At 60.7% G+C, this 19,138-nt stretch carries 19 protein-coding genes; 5 read left to right on the top strand and 14 right to left on the bottom strand.

Going from position 1 to position 19,138, the window contains the following annotated elements; all coding sequences use genetic code 11:
• Window positions 1–16: 16 nt before the first annotated feature.
• Genes AC13E3_RS12015 through AC13E3_RS12000 form a run of 4 tightly spaced genes read right to left on the bottom strand, consistent with a single transcriptional unit; the run spans window position 17 to window position 3,417 of the window.
• Complete coding sequence (locus tag AC13E3_RS12015; RefSeq protein ID WP_136629992.1) at window positions 17–379, bottom strand: DUF6285 domain-containing protein; 363 nt, start codon at window positions 377–379, stop codon at window positions 17–19.
• A complete protein-coding gene (locus AC13E3_RS12010) occupies window positions 376–1,401 on the bottom strand; it encodes a phosphotransferase family protein (protein ID WP_136629993.1) in 1,026 nt (341 codons plus the stop codon). Before AC13E3_RS12010 ends, AC13E3_RS12015 begins: the two co-directional genes overlap by 4 nt.
• Window positions 1,401–2,606 carry an acyl-CoA dehydrogenase family protein gene (locus AC13E3_RS12005; RefSeq protein ID WP_136629994.1) on the bottom strand — a complete coding sequence of 402 codons (1,206 nt, stop codon included), beginning with the start codon at window positions 2,604–2,606 and terminating at the stop codon, window positions 1,401–1,403. Before AC13E3_RS12005 ends, AC13E3_RS12010 begins: the two co-directional genes overlap by 1 nt.
• A 10-nt stretch (window positions 2,607–2,616) precedes the next feature.
• Window positions 2,617–3,417 carry an SDR family NAD(P)-dependent oxidoreductase gene (locus AC13E3_RS12000; RefSeq protein ID WP_136629995.1) on the bottom strand — a complete coding sequence of 267 codons (801 nt, stop codon included), beginning with the start codon at window positions 3,415–3,417 and terminating at the stop codon, window positions 2,617–2,619.
• A gap of 160 nt (window positions 3,418–3,577) precedes the next feature.
• On the opposite strand from AC13E3_RS12000, the gene nfsA reads away from it, so the two are divergent.
• Window positions 3,578–4,315 (top strand): oxygen-insensitive NADPH nitroreductase, encoded by a 738-nt coding sequence (gene nfsA, locus AC13E3_RS11995; RefSeq protein ID WP_288365823.1) that lies wholly within the window; start codon window positions 3,578–3,580, stop codon window positions 4,313–4,315.
• 3 nt (window positions 4,316–4,318) lie between these two features.
• On the opposite strand, the gene AC13E3_RS11990 is transcribed toward nfsA, so the two are convergent.
• Genes AC13E3_RS11990 through AC13E3_RS11975 form a run of 4 tightly spaced genes read right to left on the bottom strand, consistent with a single transcriptional unit; the run spans window position 4,319 to window position 10,090 of the window.
• The gene (locus tag AC13E3_RS11990) at window positions 4,319–7,138 is read right to left on the bottom strand and encodes an FAD-binding and (Fe-S)-binding domain-containing protein (protein ID WP_405418052.1); all 2,820 of its coding nucleotides are present in this window, start codon (window positions 7,136–7,138) and stop codon (window positions 4,319–4,321) included.
• A complete protein-coding gene (locus AC13E3_RS11985; protein WP_405418049.1) occupies window positions 7,135–7,806 on the bottom strand; it encodes a LutC/YkgG family protein in 672 nt (223 codons plus the stop codon). Before AC13E3_RS11985 ends, AC13E3_RS11990 begins: the two co-directional genes overlap by 4 nt.
• The gene (locus AC13E3_RS11980; protein WP_405418048.1) at window positions 7,803–9,254 is read right to left on the bottom strand and encodes a LutB/LldF family L-lactate oxidation iron-sulfur protein; all 1,452 of its coding nucleotides are present in this window, start codon (window positions 9,252–9,254) and stop codon (window positions 7,803–7,805) included. Before AC13E3_RS11980 ends, AC13E3_RS11985 begins: the two co-directional genes overlap by 4 nt.
• Window positions 9,251–10,090: a (Fe-S)-binding protein gene (locus AC13E3_RS11975; protein WP_405418045.1), complete on the bottom strand. Its 840-nt coding sequence runs from the start codon at window positions 10,088–10,090 to the stop codon at window positions 9,251–9,253. Before AC13E3_RS11975 ends, AC13E3_RS11980 begins: the two co-directional genes overlap by 4 nt.
• Before the next feature lie 220 nt (window positions 10,091–10,310).
• On the opposite strand from AC13E3_RS11975, the gene AC13E3_RS11970 reads away from it, so the two are divergent.
• Complete coding sequence (locus AC13E3_RS11970) at window positions 10,311–11,087, top strand: GntR family transcriptional regulator (RefSeq protein ID WP_069182721.1); 777 nt, start codon at window positions 10,311–10,313, stop codon at window positions 11,085–11,087.
• A gap of 18 nt (window positions 11,088–11,105) precedes the next feature.
• Here AC13E3_RS11970 and AC13E3_RS11965 read toward each other — a convergent pair whose 3' ends face one another.
• From AC13E3_RS11965 to AC13E3_RS11950, 4 genes are all read right to left on the bottom strand, one after another.
• Window positions 11,106–11,846, bottom strand: coding sequence for a ParA family protein (locus tag AC13E3_RS11965; RefSeq protein ID WP_209399169.1), 741 nt, complete (start codon window positions 11,844–11,846; stop codon window positions 11,106–11,108).
• 165 nt (window positions 11,847–12,011) lie between these two features.
• Window positions 12,012–12,767, bottom strand: a complete 756-nt coding sequence (locus tag AC13E3_RS11960; protein ID WP_405418041.1) for a putative 4-mercaptohistidine N1-methyltransferase — start codon at window positions 12,765–12,767, stop codon at window positions 12,012–12,014.
• A gap of 37 nt (window positions 12,768–12,804) precedes the next feature.
• The gene (eutC, locus tag AC13E3_RS11955; protein WP_405418039.1) at window positions 12,805–13,635 is read right to left on the bottom strand and encodes an ethanolamine ammonia-lyase subunit EutC; all 831 of its coding nucleotides are present in this window, start codon (window positions 13,633–13,635) and stop codon (window positions 12,805–12,807) included.
• Window positions 13,628–15,031 carry an ethanolamine ammonia-lyase subunit EutB gene (locus tag AC13E3_RS11950; RefSeq protein WP_405418036.1) on the bottom strand — a complete coding sequence of 468 codons (1,404 nt, stop codon included), beginning with the start codon at window positions 15,029–15,031 and terminating at the stop codon, window positions 13,628–13,630. Before AC13E3_RS11950 ends, eutC begins: the two co-directional genes overlap by 8 nt.
• Window positions 15,032–15,107: 76 nt before the next feature.
• On the opposite strand from AC13E3_RS11950, the gene AC13E3_RS11945 reads away from it, so the two are divergent.
• Complete coding sequence (locus AC13E3_RS11945; protein WP_405418034.1) at window positions 15,108–15,884, top strand: crotonase/enoyl-CoA hydratase family protein; 777 nt, start codon at window positions 15,108–15,110, stop codon at window positions 15,882–15,884.
• Here AC13E3_RS11945 and AC13E3_RS11940 read toward each other — a convergent pair.
• Window positions 15,850–16,722, bottom strand: a complete 873-nt coding sequence (locus AC13E3_RS11940; RefSeq protein ID WP_405418031.1) for an Nmad3 family putative nucleotide modification protein — start codon at window positions 16,720–16,722, stop codon at window positions 15,850–15,852. The genes AC13E3_RS11945 and AC13E3_RS11940 overlap by 35 nt on opposite strands.
• 97 nt (window positions 16,723–16,819) lie before the next feature.
• On the opposite strand from AC13E3_RS11940, the gene AC13E3_RS11935 reads away from it, so the two are divergent.
• Both AC13E3_RS11935 and AC13E3_RS11930 read left to right on the top strand, forming a co-directional pair.
• Entirely contained in the window at window positions 16,820–17,449 is a 630-nt protein-coding gene (locus AC13E3_RS11935) for a metallophosphatase domain-containing protein (protein WP_194838955.1), read from the top strand.
• Between the two features lie 85 nt (window positions 17,450–17,534).
• A complete protein-coding gene (locus AC13E3_RS11930; protein WP_136630720.1) occupies window positions 17,535–18,542 on the top strand; it encodes an LLM class flavin-dependent oxidoreductase in 1,008 nt (335 codons plus the stop codon).
• Here the strand turns inward: AC13E3_RS11930 and AC13E3_RS11925 are convergent.
• Window positions 18,539–19,090 carry a glutathione peroxidase gene (locus tag AC13E3_RS11925; RefSeq protein WP_405418027.1) on the bottom strand — a complete coding sequence of 184 codons (552 nt, stop codon included), beginning with the start codon at window positions 19,088–19,090 and terminating at the stop codon, window positions 18,539–18,541. The two genes, AC13E3_RS11930 and AC13E3_RS11925, sit on opposite strands and share 4 nt — an antisense overlap.
• Window positions 19,091–19,138: the final 48 nt, after the last annotated feature.

Raw genomic sequence — 19,138 nt, 5'->3', positions numbered from 1 at the left:
TGTTGGACTGTCCGGATTACTTCAGAAAGCCCGGATTGTTGATTCTCAACCGGGCCTCCGTCATGCCCTTCAGAACCGATCTCAGTTCCGGATCATCGCCATCGAGCCGGCGGTCACGGAGGGCCCGGGCGAGGGTCTGCTCGCCCTTTGAAGGGTCATCCGGTAACTGGTGTCCAGCCATAAATTTCGATAGTGACCGGTCGGTGGCTTCAGGCTCACCCTGAGCCCGCTGCTCGATCTCCCGGATGGCCATGCCCATGGCGTTGGCGATCATCAGGGCCTGGTATTTATGCTCTCCCGCCAGATCCGGTACCAGGGAATCCAGTAATACCTGGCGGGCCTCGGTCAGCAGGTCGCGGCTATCCGGCTCGTTGATCATTGCCCTTCCTCCAATTCCGGAATCTGGTTCAGCAGGTCGTATTCCATCTGGGCCACCATACGCCCGGTCAGGGCCAGCTCCAGCGAGCGCTGTTCGCCGGACATGTGCCGGCGTGCCTGTTGCAACGCGATCATCGCCCAGCGCACCAGCGCCATGACTTCCCAATAGCTGACAGTCGCCGGATCGATGTCGGCGCCACTCACTTCCCGGTAACTGGCCAGAAGATCGTCTTTGTCGCCAACGCCTCCAACTTCCCGGTCATCACCACCGAAGCGCCAGCTGCGGCAGCAGAGCCAGCCCAGGTCTTCGCAGGGATCACTCCAGGCGGCAAATTCCCAGTCCAGCACTGCAGTCAGCTCGTCACCATCCACCATGTAGTTTCCGGTGCGGAAATCGCAGTGACACAGCACCGTGGGACCGGGTTCCGGCGCGTGGTCTTCGAGCCAGTTCAGGGCCCATTCGAGGACCGGATGCGGTTCCCCGATTTCCTCCAAGTAGCGGCGGTACAGCGCCACCCGGCTCAGGGCCGGATTGTTCCCTGTCGGCAGTCCCAGAAAAGCCAGCGAATCCATCGGCGGCCGCACTGTGTGCAGCCGGGCCAGCTCGGCACCGAGCCGGCGCACGAGGTGCCGACGCTGATCGTCGGTAAGATCACCCTTGACCAGTTTCCGTGGCGAGGCGGACCCGGAAGCCCGGCTCATGACATAAAAGATTCGGCCGCTGACTTCGGCGTCCTCACACAGCCAGAGCGGCTCCGGAGCGGTAACTCCGGCGCCGAATGCGGCCTGCAACACTCGGAACTCCTCCGGCCGGGACAAACTCTCCGACACCCCCGAGGGGGCGTCTTGCCGGACCACGAATTCCTGCCGGCCCGGCCGGTCGCCGCCTTCCAGCTCCAGGGTTAACCCGAAGTTATCCTGGATGGCGCCCCCGGACAGCTTGCTGAACTCGATGACCCGCGCGTTGCGGGCGCCGGTCTGCCGGACAATAAAATTGCAGAAGGTGTCGGCCAAAGCAGACATCAGGGCTTCACTCCCCAGTGCCAGAAATCGGTGCGCTCCGACAGCAGCAGCTTCGAGAACACCATCTTGTGCACTTCCGAGGCGCCATCCACCAGACGTGCCTGGCGGGCATAGCGGTAGATCCACTCCAGCGGAGTATCCTTTGAATAGCCCCGGGCGCCACAAAGCTGGATGGCGGTATCGACGGCCTTGTGCAGGGTATCGGCCACGGCAACCTTGGCCATGGACACTTCCTTGCGGGCAAAGTCGCCCTGATCGAGTTTCCACGCCGCGTGCATGGTCAGCAGCCGGCCGATCTGGATCTCCATGGCGGCCTCGCCGAGCAACCACTGGACACCTTCACGCTGGGCCAGGGTCTGGCCGAACGACTGACGTTTCTCCACGTAATCGGTGGCGATCTCGAGCGACCTACGGGCCAGCCCGAGCCAGCGCATGCAGTGGGTCAGGCGGGCGGTGCCCAAACGGATCTGGGTGACCTTGAGGCCATCGCCCACTTCCATCAGCCGGTTCTTATCGGGAATTTCCAGGCCGTCAAAACGGATCTCGCAATGACCACCGTGCTCCTCCGGCCCCATGATCGGAATGCGGCGGACCACTTCCCAGCCCGGATCGTCCTTGTGGAACATGAAGGCGCTGAGCCCCTTGCGGGTATCGTCGGAGGTACGGGCAATCAAAATGAAATGGGACGCCTCCCCGGCCCCGGTGATGTAATGCTTGTGACCATGGATCACCCAGCGGTCGCCCTTGCGGGTGGCGGTGGTCTGCATCATGCCGGGGTCCGAGCCGCAGCCGGGAGGTGGCTCAGTCATGGCGAAGGAGGAGCGGACCTGGCCCTCGACAATGGGCTTGAGCCAGCGCTCCTGCTGGGCCTCGGTGGCCACCTTGGCCAACACGATCATGTTGCCGTCATCGGGCGCCGCGGAGTTGAACACCACCGGCCCGAAGATGGACCGGTTCATCTCCTCGTAGCAAGCCGCCATGCCCTGGATATCCAGGCCCTGGCCACCCAGGTGCTCGGGAATCTGGAGGCACCAAAGGCCCTGTTGTCTGGCCTTGGCACGCATCTGTTCCAGATACTCCGGTGCAATGTTCTCGTGCTCGTCATATGCCTCCGGGTTCTGCTCCAGCGGCAACAGCTCCTGTTCCACAAAGTCCCGGATACGCTTCCGATACGACTCGTTCCTGGGGTTCAGATTGAAGTCCACAGCCTGCTCCTTACAGCGAGGATTGAAGATGGCCGCCATCCACCACAAGGGTGCTGCCGGTCATGTAGTCGGAAAGATCTGAGGCCAGCAGCAGTAACGGACCACTGAGGTCACCGGCCTGCCCCAGACGACGCTGGGGAATACGGCGGATCATCTTCTGGCCGGGCTCGCTGGCGAAAAAATCACGGTTCAGGTCGGTCTCGATGTAGCCCGGCGCAAGGGCATTGACGCGAATACCATACCGGGCCCATTCCAGCGCCAGTGCCCGGGTCAGCTGCTCGACTCCGGCCTTGGCCGCCGCATAGGGCGCCACATTGCCGGCCACACGATGGCCGAGGATAGAAGAAATCATGATGATGCTGCCGCCCCGGTTGGTGGCGGACAGACGACGGGCAGCCTCGTTGGCTACCAGCCAGCATCCCTTGAGGTTGGTATCGACCACCGTGTCCCAGTCGGAGCCGGTCAGATCCATCGCCTTCTTGCTGGTGGCGACACCGGCATTAGAAACCACCACATCCGGAAGGCCGACATCGTCGGCCATGGTGTCGAAGGCTTCGGTGACACTCGCCTCGTCGGTGACATCCATGGTGACCACATGGATCCGACCGGCATACTCGGGAAAATCGCCCTTGAGAGAGTCCAGCGCCTCGCGGCGGCGGCCACTGACAATGACGGTGGCACCTGTCTCGAGAAGGCAGTGGGTAAAGCTGTGGCCCAGGCCACCGGCAGCTCCGGTCACCAGAGCCGTCTTACCATCAAGTCGCAGGGACCAGTTTGTAGTGCCAAGGTTAGTCTTATTGGAATTGTTCATGTTTCAACCTCCGAGAACCAAAAATAGAACGAGCGCTCGAATTATTCAAGCATGAAATGTAATCTCTCACAAAGAAAGCCTCCTAACCAGACGCCCCCATGTATTTGGCATCACTGGCCACTTAACGCATGCTGGCTAAAAGTAACTGACGAGAGCACCCATGAATCCAACCATAGAACTCCTGAAATCCCACCGTTCCATCCGCAAATTCACCAGCGAGAAAATTCCCGAGAATCTGCTCAGGGAACTGGTTCGCGCCGGCCAGTGCGCCGCCACCTCGAACCATGTGCAGGCGTATTCCATTATTCACGTGATTGATCCGGACAACCGCCGGAGAATTGCCGAACTTGCCGGGGGACAGGGCTATATCGCTGATTGCTCGGACTTCCTGGTGTTCTGCGCCGATATGCGGCGCTCGACCGACGCCGCCGGGCGCGCCGGGGCAGACGTGGTACGGGGGATGACCGAACAGCTGCTGGTTGCCACCATCGACACCAGCCTGATGGCGCAGAATGTCGCGATTGCCGCGGAGTCCGAGGGGCTTGGTCTCTGCTACATCGGGGGCATACGCAACAATCCGGCGGAGATCAGCGAGATACTTCGACTGCCGGAGCATGTGTACCCGGTATTCGGCATGTGCCTGGGCTATCCGGACCAGAACCCCGAGGTAAAGCCCCGCCTGCCGGTGGAGGCGATTCTCAAGGAAGACTACTACTCCGATGCCCGTGACGAGGAACTGGTCGCCGGGTTCGACCGCACCATGAACCAGTACTACCGGGAGCGCACCGGTGGTAACAAGGACACCACCTGGTCCGAGCAGCTCAAGCCGCTGTTCACCTCGAAACTGCGGCCGCACATGCGCGATTTCCTGCGCAAATGCGGCTTCGAGATGAAATAGCCGCTAGGCAGTAGCTTTCGGCCTGGTGACCCGGTCCACCAGATACACGAGGCCATGGTAGTCGATGCCGCTGTGCCGGCTGAGCCCGATCTCGCAGGTACGGCTGGTGGATATCCCTTCCTCGCAGCCGGCCGTCTGCTCGGCCAGCGTTTTCAGCGAGTGGGCGTTCAGCTCCGGCACATTGAAGCCTTTATCCCCGGCAAAGCCACAGCAGTGGATGCCCTCGGGGATCACCACATTACTACTGCAGCGGCGAGCGATATCGATAAGACCCTGTGATTCCCCAAGATGCTGGGTACTACAGGTGACGTGCACGGCCAGCGGGGTCTGCTCCGGCTCGAAATCCAGGCGCTCGTAAAGATGATCACGAATAAACCGGACCGGGTCGAACAGTGTGAGCCCGGCCTCTTCGGCAGCTTCACGGATCTGCAGGGTGCAGGGGCTGGTGTCGCAATAGATCGGATCCACACCATTGCGGCTGGCCCGCAACAGCGCCGAAATCAGTTCATCTTTTTTGGATGCCGCCTGGTCCGGATAGCCCTTGGAGGCAAATGGCTGGCCGCAGCACAGACTGTCCAGCGCCTCCGGATACACCACCTGGTAACCACCTTTCTCCAGCAGCCTCCGGGTCACGCTGATCAACGGCTCCTGCGCCTTATCGCTACGGGCCGGGCCCATGGTCCGGGACACACAGGCGGCCAGATACACCACCCGGGGCCGACCATCGGCCGGATCCTCCTGTGCTGCTGGTGACACAAACCGCACCGGCTGCGGCAGACTCGGATCCCACTGGGCTACCTTGCCCCCGGACACCTTGCGAACGCCCGCACTGAGACGAGTCAGCAGTGGCGCGCCCATCAGCCGTTCGGCCATGGAGGCGCCAGCCAGGACAAAACGGGTCGCTTTCAGTGCGCCGGCAAAATGTTTCGCCAACTGATTGGCTACAGACTGCCCGCTGGCGCTTTCAGTGCGCAGCTTACGCACCAGATCGCCGGTATTGATACCCACCGGACAGCGCTGGGCACAGAGGCCGGTCGCGGCGCAGGTATCCAGGCCGTGGTACTGGTAGGCTTTCTCCAGTTCGGCAGTGTCTTCTCCGGCACGGCGGCGGGCCTGGATATCCCGCCAGATCACGATGCGCTGACGGGGTGAGAGGGTGAGTCCCTCCGAGGGACACACCGGCTCGCAGAAACCGCATTCAATGCATTTATCCACCAGGGGATCGGCCTCGGGAAGGGGCTTCAGATTCTTGAGGTGGATCTGCGGGTCTTCCGAGAGCACAACATCCGGATTGAGCAGATTCTCCGGGTCCAGCAGCCGCTTGATCTGCCACATCAGCTGCCAGGCATCATGCCCCCACTCCAGCTCCACAAACGGCGCCATGTTGCGGCCAGTCCCGTGCTCCGCCTTCAAAGAACCACCAAACTCCACCGCCACCAGCTGCGCCACATCCTGCATGAAGGCCTCATAGCGGGCGACTTCCGCAGGGTCGTCAAAGCCCTGGGGGAACACGAAGTGCAGGTTGCCCTCCAGGGCGTGGCCAAAGATGATCGCGTCGTCATAACCATGCTTCACAAACAGTTCCTGGAGACGGGTAACCCCCTCGGATAGCTGATCGATCGGGAAGGTCACATCCTCGATGATCACGGTGGTACCGTTCGGTCGCACTGCGCCCACAGCGGGGAAGGTACCCTTTCGAATGGCCCACAGCTGGTCAGAGACTTTGGCATCGCGGGTGAAATCCACCTGTTGCTCAAGCGGAAAATCCGCCAGGGACGCACTGATCCGGGCCAGCTGTCCATCCAGACTCTCCGAGGAGGGCGCCCGGGTCTCCACCAGCAGCGCGCAGGCATCCTCCGACAGGTCATGAATCCAGTCAGGCAGGCCGGGCTTGTCCTGCACCGAGCGAAGGCTACGGCGATCCAGCAGCTCCACCGCCGCCACAGGCTGCGACCGCAACGCCGACGCCGCCCGGCAGCAGGTCTCGGCATTACGGAACACCAGCAGCGCCGTGGCCTTGTCGGGGTATTCCGGCACTGTGTTGTAGGTGACAGCACTCACGAAACCCAGGGTGCCTTCGGAGCCCACCATCAGATGGGTGAGAATGTCGATGGGATCCTCAAAGTCCACCAGGGAGTTCAGGGACAACCCGGTGGTGTTTTTCAGGCGGTATTTGTGCCGAATACGTTCCGCCAGCTCCGGATTCTCCCGGGTATTGATAGCCAGCTTTTTCAGGGCCGCCAGCAACTCGCCATGACTGTCGCGGAACACCGCCACACTCGCCGGGTCCTCGGTATCCAGCACGGCGCCGTCTGCCAGCACCAGGCGCATGCCAGCCAGGGTGTGGTAGCTGTTCTGGGCCGTGCCACAGCACATGCCACTGGCGTTATTGGCAACAATGCCGCCGATCTTGCAGGCGTTGATGGAAGCAGGATCGGGACCGATCTTGTAACCCCTGGGCGCAAGCCAGGCGTTGGCCTGGGCGCCGATCACACCGGGCTGCAGGCGAATCTGGCGGCCTTCAGCGCGGATGTCGTGCCCGTTCCACTGGTCGCCAAGGACAATCAGGATGGAGTCGCTGATGGCCTGCCCGGAAAGGCTGGTACCGGCGGCCCGGAAAGTCACCGGCACCTTGTGGTTGCGGGCAATCGCCAGAAGATCGACCACCTCGGCCTCTTCCTGAACCCGCACCACCACCTTGGGGATCAGCCGGTAGAAACTGGCGTCGGTTCCGAACGCGAGGGTGGACACCGGATCGTTGAACACCCGGTTTCCCGGAATCCGTTGCCGGATATCGGCCAATGTGGCTGCGGAAAAGCTCATAGGTCCTCCAGAACCAGCACGATGAGCTCACGAGGCCCGTGAGCGCCATAAGCCAGCACCTGTTCGATGTCCGCAGTCTTGGACGGGCCGGACACCAACAGGACATTGGTGGGCAGCCCGGCTGCCCAGTCCTGAGACACCATCATGTCATACAGATTGTCGTGAATCTCGCTGGCCTTGAGCAGGGCAATATGGACTGGAGGTACCAAACTCATCAACCGCGGTTCGTGGCGATCCGGCCAGAGCACGACTGTACCGGTGGCAGCAATACCACCCAGGGTGCCGGTCAGGCTGGCATCCACATTCCAGAACAGCTCTTCCTTCCAGGCCTCCACCGGCTGATCGTAGGCCAATAACTCGATCGTCTGCTCCGTGGCCTCAAAGTGAGCTTGCAAGGCGCGGCCGTGGTCTGTGCCCGGCGCGCACAACAGATTTCGGAGGTTGCGTTTGTTCAGCAGCTGCGTCACCAGATCCGGCCAGCTGTCAGAACGGCACTGATGCACCTCCGTGTGAACCGCCTCCATCAGGCTGCGCAACCGGGCGACGCGGTCTGCCGGCGCGTAGCGCCACGGCCGAGTTACCAGCCCCTCGTCGAACTCGTCCGGGCGGGGAGTCGTGCCGGCAAGGCTGTTTCTCAGTTTACCAAGGATATTCGCGCGGGCGGTCATGATGGCCGGCCTCCGTTCTGATCAAGATGCCGCGCCGCCAGATCATGCAGGGAACGACGGGCGGGCACCGGTGCACTGTGATTCTCGGTCCAGGGGCCGGCCTTTTTCGGAGCCAGCGCCCGGAAGCGGGTCGCGGCCCAGAGGAAACTGCGATACAGCGCCGGCCGGGTATTCAGCATCTGCCAGCCGCGCCAGATCCAGCGCTCCGCCCGGGAATATTTGGCGCCACCACCTTTCACCTGCTGCGGCTGCTCCGGATCCTTCACATTTTCCTGACGCAGGCGCTGAAGCAGCTCGGGAATGGGAATCTTGACCGGGCACACCTCGCCGCAGGCTCCGCACAGGGAGGAGGCACTGGGGTGATCCGACACCTTGTCCAGACCGGCCATGTGCGGTGTGATGATCTTGCCAATCGGGCCCGGGTACACCTCGCCATAGGTGTGGCCGCCCACTCGGGTATAAACCGGGCAGTGGTTCATACAGGCGCCGCAGCGGATGCAGTTCAGGGTCTGACGCATCTGGGCATCGGCAAAGGCGCCGGTACGGCCGTTATCCAGCAGCACAAGGTGCACTTCTTCCGGACCATCCAGCTCGTGGGGCTTGCGCGGCCCGGATATCAGGTTCACATAGGTGGTAATGGGCTGCCCCAGGGCCGAACGGGTGAGCAGGGAAACCAGCGGCACCACATCCCTCAGGTTCGGCACCACTTTTTCAATGCCCGTAACCGCAATGTGCACCGGCGGCGCCGTGGTGCTCATGCGACCGTTGCCCTCGTTTTCCACCAGCAACAGGGTGCCGGTTTCGGCGATGGCGAAGTTCACTCCGGATACACCCACATCCGCATCCATGAATTTCCGACGCAGGGTCCGCCGGCCGATCTGGATCAGCTGGTTGACGTCTTCGGTCTCCGGCTCCCCCAGCTTGTCGTGAAACAGTTTGGACACCTGCCGGGCATTCTTGTGAATCGCCGGCATGATAATGTGGGACGGCTTTTCGTTATCGAGCTGGACAATGTACTCCCCCATGTCGGATTCCAGGCATTCAATGCCCCGCTCCGCCAGGTAGTCGTTCATCTCCATCTCTTCGCTGACCATCGACTTGCCTTTCACCACCTGGCTGCCCTTGCGGGCTTCAATAATGCCATGCACCAGGTCGTTGGCTTCCTCGACGGTCTCCGCCCAGTGAACCTTGACGCCATTCTCAGTCAGCTTCTGTTCCAATTGTTCCAGCAGGTCTGGCAAGTTAGAAAGGGCACCGGCCTTGATCCGGTTACCCAGTTCCCTCAGCCCTTCGCGCTCATCGGCATCGGGAAACGCGTTGGCCCGCTTGGTCATCAGCGAGTCCATGGCCACCCGGAAATTGTTGCGCAGCTGCCCGTCCGCCAGGGCTTCTTCGGCACGCCCCCGGAAGTCCGGAGTCAGCTCGGTCACCGGAATACGCTGGCTCATGCCACCTCCCCTTTGCTGGCACCATTGACTCGTTCCCACAGGAAGCTGGCCAGATGCCGTCCCCGGAAGCGCTCTTTCTGTTTCTCGAGGGAACCATTGATGTTCATCAGGCAGCCGCCATCGGCGGTGACCATTTCCACCGCGCCGGAATCCATCAACGAGCGCGTCTTATCCTTGACCATGGCTCCTGACACTTCCGGCATCCGCACCGAGAAAGTGCCGCCGAACCCGCAGCATTCGCTTTCATGGTCGTGATCGACGCGCTCAACACTCTCGAGCTGCCTCAACAGTTCACGGGCGTGGAGATGAGTGTTCATTTCCCGCCGCGCAGAGCAGGAGGTGTGCAGGGCAATCTTGCTGGGTGCACCTCGGTCCGACAGCTGCACCTTGCAAACCTTCAGGAGAAACTCGGTCAGCTCATAGGTGCGCTCGGCCAGCGCTTCCACCCGCTTGAGCGTGTCCGGCTCGTCGGCAAACAGCGCCCGGTAATGATGTCGGAACATGCCGGCACAGGAGCCGGATGGCACCACCACTGGCAGACCTGATCGATCGAGTAAATCCAGCTGGGCACGGGCCACGGCTTTGGCCTCATCCCGGTATCCCGAAGTCCAGGCAGGCTGTCCGCAGCAGCTCTGCTCCTGAGGGAAATGCACGCGGACGCCTTCACGTTCCAGCAGGCGAATGGCGTCCAGCCCGGCTTCCGGGAAAAACAGATCCACCACGCAGGTGCCAAACAGGGTGACGGCCTCGGGCTTTTCCGGGTAATGCCTTTCGGGTTCCCGCTCCGGGGCTACACGGGTGGCATTGGGGGCGGCATCGTAAAACAGGTCGCTCATTGACTGGTGCCTCAATACACTCTCAAACTGACCAATTTATAAATTGGTAATACCAATTGACATCGATAGTTAACCAAGGTATGGGAAAAAGACCGCCAATGTCAAAGGTTTTTGATGCAGAAGGCACACTTTACAGGTCTTATTCAGGCTAACCCTTGGCCGAGAGAGACCTATGTGATATTGGTATTACCAATAAATTTTTGATACGGGTACATCAGGAATGGCCATCGGACAGATCGCGCCGAAAAGACTCGCAGACACCATTGTTGAACAGCTGGAAACCATGATTCTGGAGGGCACCTTGCAGCCTGGCGAGCGACTGCCGCCAGAACGGGTGTTGTCGGAGCAATTCGGAGTGTCACGCCCTTCGCTGCGCGAGGCTATCCAGCGACTGACGGCCAGGGGCCTGCTGGTGAGCCGCCAGGGCGGCGGTAACTACGTCACCGAGTCCCTGGGTGGCAGCTTTAGTGACCCGCTGATTCCATTGCTGGAAAACCGGCCGGATGCCCAACGGGATTTGCTGGAGTTCCGACGCACCCTGGAAGCGGACTGCGCCTACTACGCGGCATTGCGGGCCACCGAGGTGGACCGCGCCCACCTGAAAACCGCCTATGAGGCGCTGCAAGCCTGCTACAGCACCGAAAAGGAGCGGGATCTGGAAGCCGAAGGCGCGGCGGACGCACGCTTTCACCTGGCCATTGCCGAGGCCAGCCACAACGTGATCCTTCTGCATACCATTCGCAACCTCTTCAACATGCTGAAGAGCAATGTGGTGACCAACATTGGCGGCATGTACCAGAGGGAGGCGGAGACCCGTCAGGGCCTGGTGGAGCAGCATCGAATGCTATACGAGGCCATCACGGAAGGTAGGGCCGACGAAGCCCGGGAACTGGCCGGCAAGCACATTCTGTACGTTCAGCAGGTGCTCTCGGAACGAAGCGAGAATAACCGTCGACTGGAGCGGTCCCTGCGGCGGGACAAACTGGCGCGAACCTGAACAAGCCCTGGCCGGTGCTCAGAGCATTCGATTGATCTCTTTCCAGAGCCTGCGATAGGCATCGGCAGCCACGGAGCTGGGCGCGAGCAGTTCCACAGGTGTGCCCTCCTCGCCCATTTTCTCCACCACACTGGCGTTCGGGATGATGGTTTTCAGGCCTTTGGGCAGGATCTCATCCTGGGCATTGATCAGTTCCCGATGCAGACCTTTGCGCCGATCGGCCATGGAATAAAACGGGTGCAGCTTACCCGGCTTCAGCTTTTTATCCTTCGCAAACTCCGCCAGCTGCTTCCAGCTGTTCAGGGACAGCCAGGTGGGAATGACCGGCACAAACACCTCGTCCGCCGCTTTCAGCACCTGTTCGGAAAGCCGGGACAGCGAGGGCGGGCAATCCAGTATTACCAGGCTGGTTTCCTCCGATAGCGGCGCCAGCCACTGTTTGATCAGGTTACTGCCATCCTCCTGGTCCAGTTTGACGTCGAGATTACGGAAACTCGTGTGGGACGGGATGAAATCCAGGTTTTCATAGTCGCTCTCGTGAATGAACTCGGCGATGGGCGTCTTCCCCTTGAGCAACTGCGACAACTTGTGCCCTTTGATCTTGTCGGCACCGGCCAGGTACCAGCTGGAGGCGCCCTGGGGGTCCAGATCCCACAAAAGCGTCGAATACCCGGCCTGGCTGGCCAGATAAGCGATGTTCACGGCAGCGGCGGTTTTGCCAACACCGCCCTTAAGACTGTAAAACGCAATGGTCCTCATCCTGTCAGATCCTTTTATCCAGGCATAAAAAAACCGGGGAAGTCCCCGGTTAAAGCATTCACACGATGCACAACACAATGCATGTCGTCCTGATGAGCTCTCAGGTTAGGCTTTTCCGGTGACAGTTTGATGACAGCGTGCGGGCCATCGTCAAACTTTCCCTGTTCACTGACTTACCTTCTCCCAGACGGTCAGCTCGGAGAAGCTGTGCTGAAACTTGTTTCTCGTCTCCCGTATAACAAAGGGCAGACTCCAGGGCTCGAACAGCAGGCGGAAATGTGGCGCCAGCATTTCCCTCAGACCGTCGAACGTCGAGAAGTCCTCACCATCCTTTTTGAAACCACCGACCCAGTGTTCCCTGGGCGTGTATTCCTCCAGCCAGGTGTAGGGTGAGGCAATCACCAGAAGCCCGAGCTCGTTAATCCGTTCGTGGATGGTCTCCAGAAACAGCGATGGCTGGTACAGCCGATCGATCAGGTTGCCCGCGAGCACCAGATCATACCCCTTGAACTGCGATGGAAGATCGCAGGCATCGCCCTGGTGAAAAGCCACACGGTCGGCGGCCTCCTCCAGCCCGAGGGATGCCAGGCTCTGATCCTGAAAACTCACCAGCTCACCTTCTTCCGGACGGGCATAGCGCACTCGTTTATCCCGGGCCACTTCCTGACCTTTGTTAAGGAAGGAGTTGGAGAAATCAATGCCGTCCACGTGCCGGAAATGCCGGGCCAACTCGAAGCTGGTGCGACCAACGGCGCAGCCAATATCCAGTGCGCGCTCAAGCGGCCGGCCATCCATCGCATGCATAGCAGCATCGGCCAGGGCCTTGGGAAAGTTGGCCTCACCATGCCACCGTTCGCCAAAGTGAAACTCCAGGTATTGGGCGAGAGTGGTGTCGTTTTCATAGTACGCGGCTTGCTGCAAGGGAATTCTCCTACCCTGAATGGTTGAACGGTTATCGCTAGCCTAACAGGAAGTTGCCAATACCCTGATCAATAACCGCTTCTTCCGAGCGGTCCTTTAGGGGCACCCCGGAAATCTTATGACGGCGAGCCTCCCTGAGGAGATACATCAGCCGCCTGCTCGCCTCTGCGCACGACAGCCCCGCCGGCCTAATGTTCGATATACAGTTCCGGCTGGCATCGGTCAGCCCGGGCTCAGGCGCCCAGGTCAGGTAAAGCCCGAGGCTGTCCGGAGAACTCAGGCCGGGGCGTTCGCCAATCAACACCACCACACAGCGGGCGTTGAGCCGGTGACCCACATCGTCCCCGATCGCAACCCGTCCTTGAGAGACAACCGTCAGGGGCGCCAGTTCCCAGGTCTGATCGTCGGCTTCAAGGTCAGTCAGTAGCGCATCGAGAAGGCCGAGGACGCTTTGCTGCACACCGAAGGAAGACAGGCCGTCTGCTATCACCAGTGCCAGGTCGACGGGCGAGTCGCCGGTGTGGCCCAACCGATCCAACTGCTCACAGGACTGAGCGCTGAGCCTGCGACCAAGGTCCGGGCGCTGAAGGTAGGTTACCCGGTCGTCGGCCTGACTGTGCAGATGAACCGGCTTATGTGGCAGCAGTGTTTTTCCTGGCTCGCTCAGTTCCCCCAGCCCCGCCATTAACGCAGCGGTGTCCAATGGCAAATGCACCGCGTCCCTGGCCTGGGCATGGGCCAACTGAAACTCCAGCATCTCTCGGGTGGGCAGGCTCACACCTGCGCGCCCCAGACCAATCCGGGCATCGGTCCAGGCTGACAGCCGGCGCCACGGGTTCTCAATAACAACCGGTTTGCGCTCAGTCATGGCCCTGCCCCTCCGGCAACCGGCCCAGGCTCTCCCGAAAGGCTTCCGGCAGAGCGTCTGCGGGCACCTTACCTTCGGCATCGCGGAAGATCTGCATCCTGGTCAGCCACTGTTCGAACTCCGGCGCCGGTCGCTTGTCCAGAACCCGTCGCAGATACAGGGCATCGTGAAACGACGTGGTCTGATAGTTCAGCATGATATCGTCCGAGCCGGGTATGCCCATGATGAAATTGCAGCCGGCTACGCCCAGAAGTGTGAGCAGGTTGTCCATGTCGTTCTGGTCGGCCTCGGCATGATTGGTGTAACAGATATCACACCCCATGGGCAGGCCCAGCAACTTGCCACAGAAGTGATCTTCCAGACCGGCCCGGGTAATCTCCTTGCCGTCAAACAGGTATTCGGGGCCGATGAATCCAACCACCGTGTTCACCAGAAGCGGCTGGAATTTGCGGGCCACGGCGTACGCCCGGGCTTCACAGGTCTGCTGGTCCACACCGTGATGGGCATCAGCGGACAGCGCACTGCCCTGGCCGGTCTCGAAATACATCACATTGTTGCCCACGGTGCCTCGGTTCAGCGAGAGCGCCGCATCCCGGGCCTCGGCCAGAGTTGCCAGATCAAATCCGAAGCTGCGGTTAGTCGCCTCGGTACCGCCGATGGACTGGAATACCAGATCCACAGGCGCCTTCTGTTCGATGGCTTCCAGGGTGTTGGTAACATGGGTCAGGACGCAGGACTGAGTCGGAATCTCGTATTGTCGGATCACCTCATCCATCATCTGCAACAGCCGGACACTCTGGGACACGCTGTCAGTCGCGGGATTGATCCCGATAACGGCATCGCCACTGCCGTAAAGCAATCCATCCAGGATGCTGGCGGCGATGCCGGTCATGTCGTCGGTTGGATGGTTGGGTTGGAGCCGTGTCGACATTCGCCCCGGCAAGCCGATGGTGCTGCGAAAGGCAGTCTGCACCTGGCACTTTGCCGCCACCAGGATCAGGTCCTGGTTGCGCATGATCTTGGAGACCGCCGCTGCCATCTCCGGTGTGATACCCGCCCGGATGCTTGCGAGCATCTCCGGAGTGGCGTGGTCGCTGAGAAGCCAGTTGCGGAAATCGCCGACGGTCAGATGCGACACCGGCTCGAACGCCACAGGATCATGATCGTCGAAAATCAGTCGGGTGACTTCATCCTGCTCATAGGGAATAAGCGCTTCGCTCAGGAAGGTTTTCAGAGGCAGGTCCGCCAGGGCCATCTGGGCCACCACCCTTTCCTCCGCCGTATGCGCGATGACACCTGCCAGGCGATCACCAGAGCGCGCTGGCGTGGCCCTGGCCATCAACTCCGCCAGCGTTGCGAACTGCCAGCGCCGGTCACCCAGACTGTACCGATACATATCCCTCTCCCTGAGACGCGTTGTTCTACTATCTTAGGTGAATATCACCTAGACAGATCAACTGCAGGGTAAAGCAATGACCGAGCACGCGGTTCTGACCAGTATCAATGACGGCATCTGCACCATCACGCTCAACCGGCCCGACAAACGCAACGCCGTGGACGGCCCGACAGCCGATGCCCTGCGCAGGGCATTCATCGAGTTTGAGGAAAACGATGCCCTGAAGGTTGCGGTGCTGTGCGGCACCGGGGGAAATTTCTGCTCCGGCGCCGACCTGGAAGCGATCGGCGATGAGCGGCGGCGCAACCGGATTGCCCCCCACGGCACCGGCCATGGCCCCATGGGCCCGACCCGTATGCACTTTTCCAAACCGGTGATCGCTGCCGTCTCCGGCTATGCCGTGGCCGGAGGTCTGGAGCTGGCCCTGATGTGCGACCTGCGGGTTGTGGAAGCCTCTTCGGTATTTGGCGTTTTCTGCCGGCGCTGGGGCGTTCCCCTGATTGATGGTGGCACCGTCCGGCTGCCCCGCATTGTCGGCCATGGGCGAGCCATGGACATGATACTGACCGGGCGCCCCGTCAAGGCGGAGGAGGCCCTGGAAATGGGACTCGCAAACCGCGTCGTTCCGGACGGGACGGCACTGCAAGCGGCCCAGGAACTGGCAGCAACCATTGCCGGATTCCCGCAACGCTGCATGCGGGCAGACAGGGCGTCTGCCATTCATCAATGGGATCTGGATACCCGGGAAGCCCTGGAAGCCGAGGGGGCCGCGGGCTACCCGGTGGTTTTCGAAGAGGCCATTGCCGGGGCCCGGAAATTCAAAGAGGGGGCTGGCCGCCACGGCCAGTTCTGAGCAGGCTCGCAAGCCAGTCAATCAGATCCGGATAGGCATCCAGATCCAGCACAAATTCCTGTCCGCGGGCCGCGCAAGTCAGGTAGCACCAGGGTGAATCGAGCTGCCAGCGGTCCGCTCTGGTGTGGTAGCTCAGGGGCGGGCGGTCCTCGCCCGGAAAAAATGCAGCCGGCAGACGCCATCGGGTCGGCAGCCGGCTTTGCGGATCAGTAAGGACAAGATCATCCCGCAACTCCGGGAACACGCCACTGCCGGGAAAGACCTCCGTCCCGGTTGCCAACTGGCAGGCATCAGAAGACTCATAGAGTGTGTTGCCAGCGTCCGGCTGGCCGTGGAAATGCGGATGATATCGGGCCCAGGGCGACGCATCCGGTGCCAGTTCATCAATGGCATGTATCTGGCCAATCTGCAGCCACCCCCAGATGGCATGAAACGGACGTGAACCGGGCACAAAGCGCCAGCGACGGTTATGCAGTTCAGCGTGCCGGAAGACCCCGAAGAATAGGAACAGGTCTCCGGGCTCAACCCCCTGATTACGCAAATGCCCCTGGGCAGAACCGGTTTGCCCCAATAAAGGTCGCCAGCCATTCTCACGTGGGTAGGCATCGGCCACCAGGTCCGGGTCCAGGTGGGCGCCATGCCCTCCTCGAATTCTGCCGCCGGTGAGATCCCGGGCAATTTTGCCCAGACGGCGCTCTTCGAAAACGACTTCGCTATAACGGATTCGGGACTGGGCATCCGGAATGGGCAGCACACACAGGGAACCGTCCGGTAAAACCGGGCTGGGACAACCTCCGGCAGAAGAATCGAACCCCTTCCGGCTCAGAATCAATCGCATGGCATCACAGGAAAAGCATGAGGGCTGAACGGGTCGTAAATGCTATCTTAGTTTCAACAATAATGCGCGAATGCCACCGATCGGAACCTTCAATACCATGAGAATAGTCTGCATCTCCGACACCCACAGCATGCATCGCCAGATCCAGGTGCCTGACGGCGACCTGCTGATTCACGCCGGCGACTGCCTCGGCGTCGGGACCCTGGATGAACTGGAGGATCTCGACCGGTGGTTTTCCGAGTTACCCCACAGAAACAAAATCCTGATTGCCGGCAATCACGACTGGTGTTTCCAGGATGAGCCGGCCGAAGCTCGCGAACTGATACGCCATGCTCATTATTTGCAGGACAGCCCGGTGGAACTGGAAGGCCTGAAGTTCTGGGGAAGCCCATGGACGCCAGTGTTCTTCAACTGGGCGTTCAACCTTGAACGGGGCGATGCTCTTGCCGAGCGCTGGGCCCGTATTCCCGAAGACACCGACGTGTTGATCACCCACGGTCCTCCGGCGGGTATCCGGGACAAAATCGATTCGCCCACGGGTATTATTCGTCCCGGCTGCGAGGCACTGGCCGAACGCGTAGCCAGCTTGACTCTGAAACTGCACATTTTCGGCCATATTCACGAAGACCACGGTCGGGAACAGATCGGTGACTGCCTCTACGTGAACGCCAGCACCTGTAACGGGAGCTTCAAGCCTCTGAACCCGCCGATTGTGATCGATCTGTAGCACCTATTGGGGCTAATCTTGAAACAAGCGCCCACAGGCACCATGGTTGCAAGCTCGCGAATGACTTTTCTGCAACGGGAGCTCCATGCCTGACTGTCCTGAATACTCACTGCTCGAACTGGCCTCCGTCCGCGAAGGCGATTCGGTCGGCACCACGCTTGCCAACAGTGTGGCCTATGCCCAACGGGCTGAGAAACTCGGCTTCAAGCGCTTCTGGCTGGCCGAACATCACAACATGGAGGGCATCAGCAGCTCCGCTACTTCAGTGTTGATCGGGCACATCGCGGGCAAGACGGAAGCTATCCGGGTCGGTTCTGGCGGCGTCATGCTCCCAAACCATCCCCCATTGGTGATCGCCGAGCAGTTCGGAACGCTGGAAAGTCTGTATCCGGGCCGGATTGATCTCGGACTCGGCCGCGCACCTGGCACTGACCCGGTAACCGCACGGGCTCTCAGGCGTGATGGCCTGGGGGCAGAACAGTTTCCGGAGGATGTCGCACGGCTTCAGTCGCTGCTTGGCCCTCTGCAGCCTGGCCAGCCCGTGAAGGCGATACCGGGGGCCGGCACCAACGTGCCTCTGTGGCTGCTGGGTTCAAGTCTTTACAGTGCCCAGCTTGCCGCCATGCGAGGCTTGCCCTATGCCTTCGCCGGGCATTTTGCCCCCAGACTGTATCGGGAAGCCCTGCGAGTCTACCGCGACAACTTCCAACCTTCGGAGCGGCTCGAAAAGCCCTACGCCATGCTCGCACTGCCGGCCATTCCGGCGGACTCGGTGCAGGAAGCCGAGCATCTGGCCACAACCAGCTACCAGCGTATTCTCGCGCTGTTCCGGGGCCAGCCACTCTGGATGAAGCCTCCCGTGGACACCATGGAGGGATTGTGGAACGCCGGCGAAAAAGCCAGCGTAAAGGATTTTCTCGGGCTCCAGCTGCTCGGCGATGCCAACATCATCCAGCGCCAGCTTGAACAGATCCTTTCAGGCATTGAGGTCGATGAATTGATGTTTACCGTGGACATTTACGATCCCGCGAAGCGCAGGCATGCGCTCGATATCCTTGCTCAAACCAGAAAGGCCCCGCAGGCACTCTCCTAGAGCACAGACTCCACCGAATCGATCAGCTCCGGATCCTGGGGACGCACCCGGCTTGGAAAGCTCTCCACCACCGTGCCTGATCGATCAATCACATACTTGGTGAAATTCCAGCGCGGGGGCTGACTCTGCTCGTTAATGGCCTGGAACACAGGGTTTGCCTCGGGTCCGGTAACAGCACCCGGGGCAATCATGGTGAAGGTCACACCGAAGTTCTTGAAACAGACAGTCGCTGCTTCGGCTTCCGAATCTGCCTCCTGCCGGAAATCGTCGCTGGCAAAACCGACCACCACCAACCCATCCTTCGCGTATTGCTTGTGCAGGGCCTCGAGCCCCTCAAACTGGCCGGTGTAACCGCAACGGCTGGCGGTATTGACCACCAGCATCGGCTTGCCGGCCGCCAGGTCGCAGAGATTAACGGTGTCGGAGGAGTGCAGTTTGCGCATTTCATGATCGAGAAACGCCGGGCAGCTATCGGCTTGCGCCACAGGCGCGCCCACAAGGCTGGCAATCAATACCGGCATCATCAGAAGGCTTTTAAGGTGTTTCATGGATCCCGTTTCCCTGTTCGCTTCGCTGATTTTTTTATACGCGCCGAT

This window comes from Marinobacter sp. L-80 (assembly GCF_056859395.1).
This window is presented reverse-complemented; position numbering and strand designations above follow the sequence as displayed.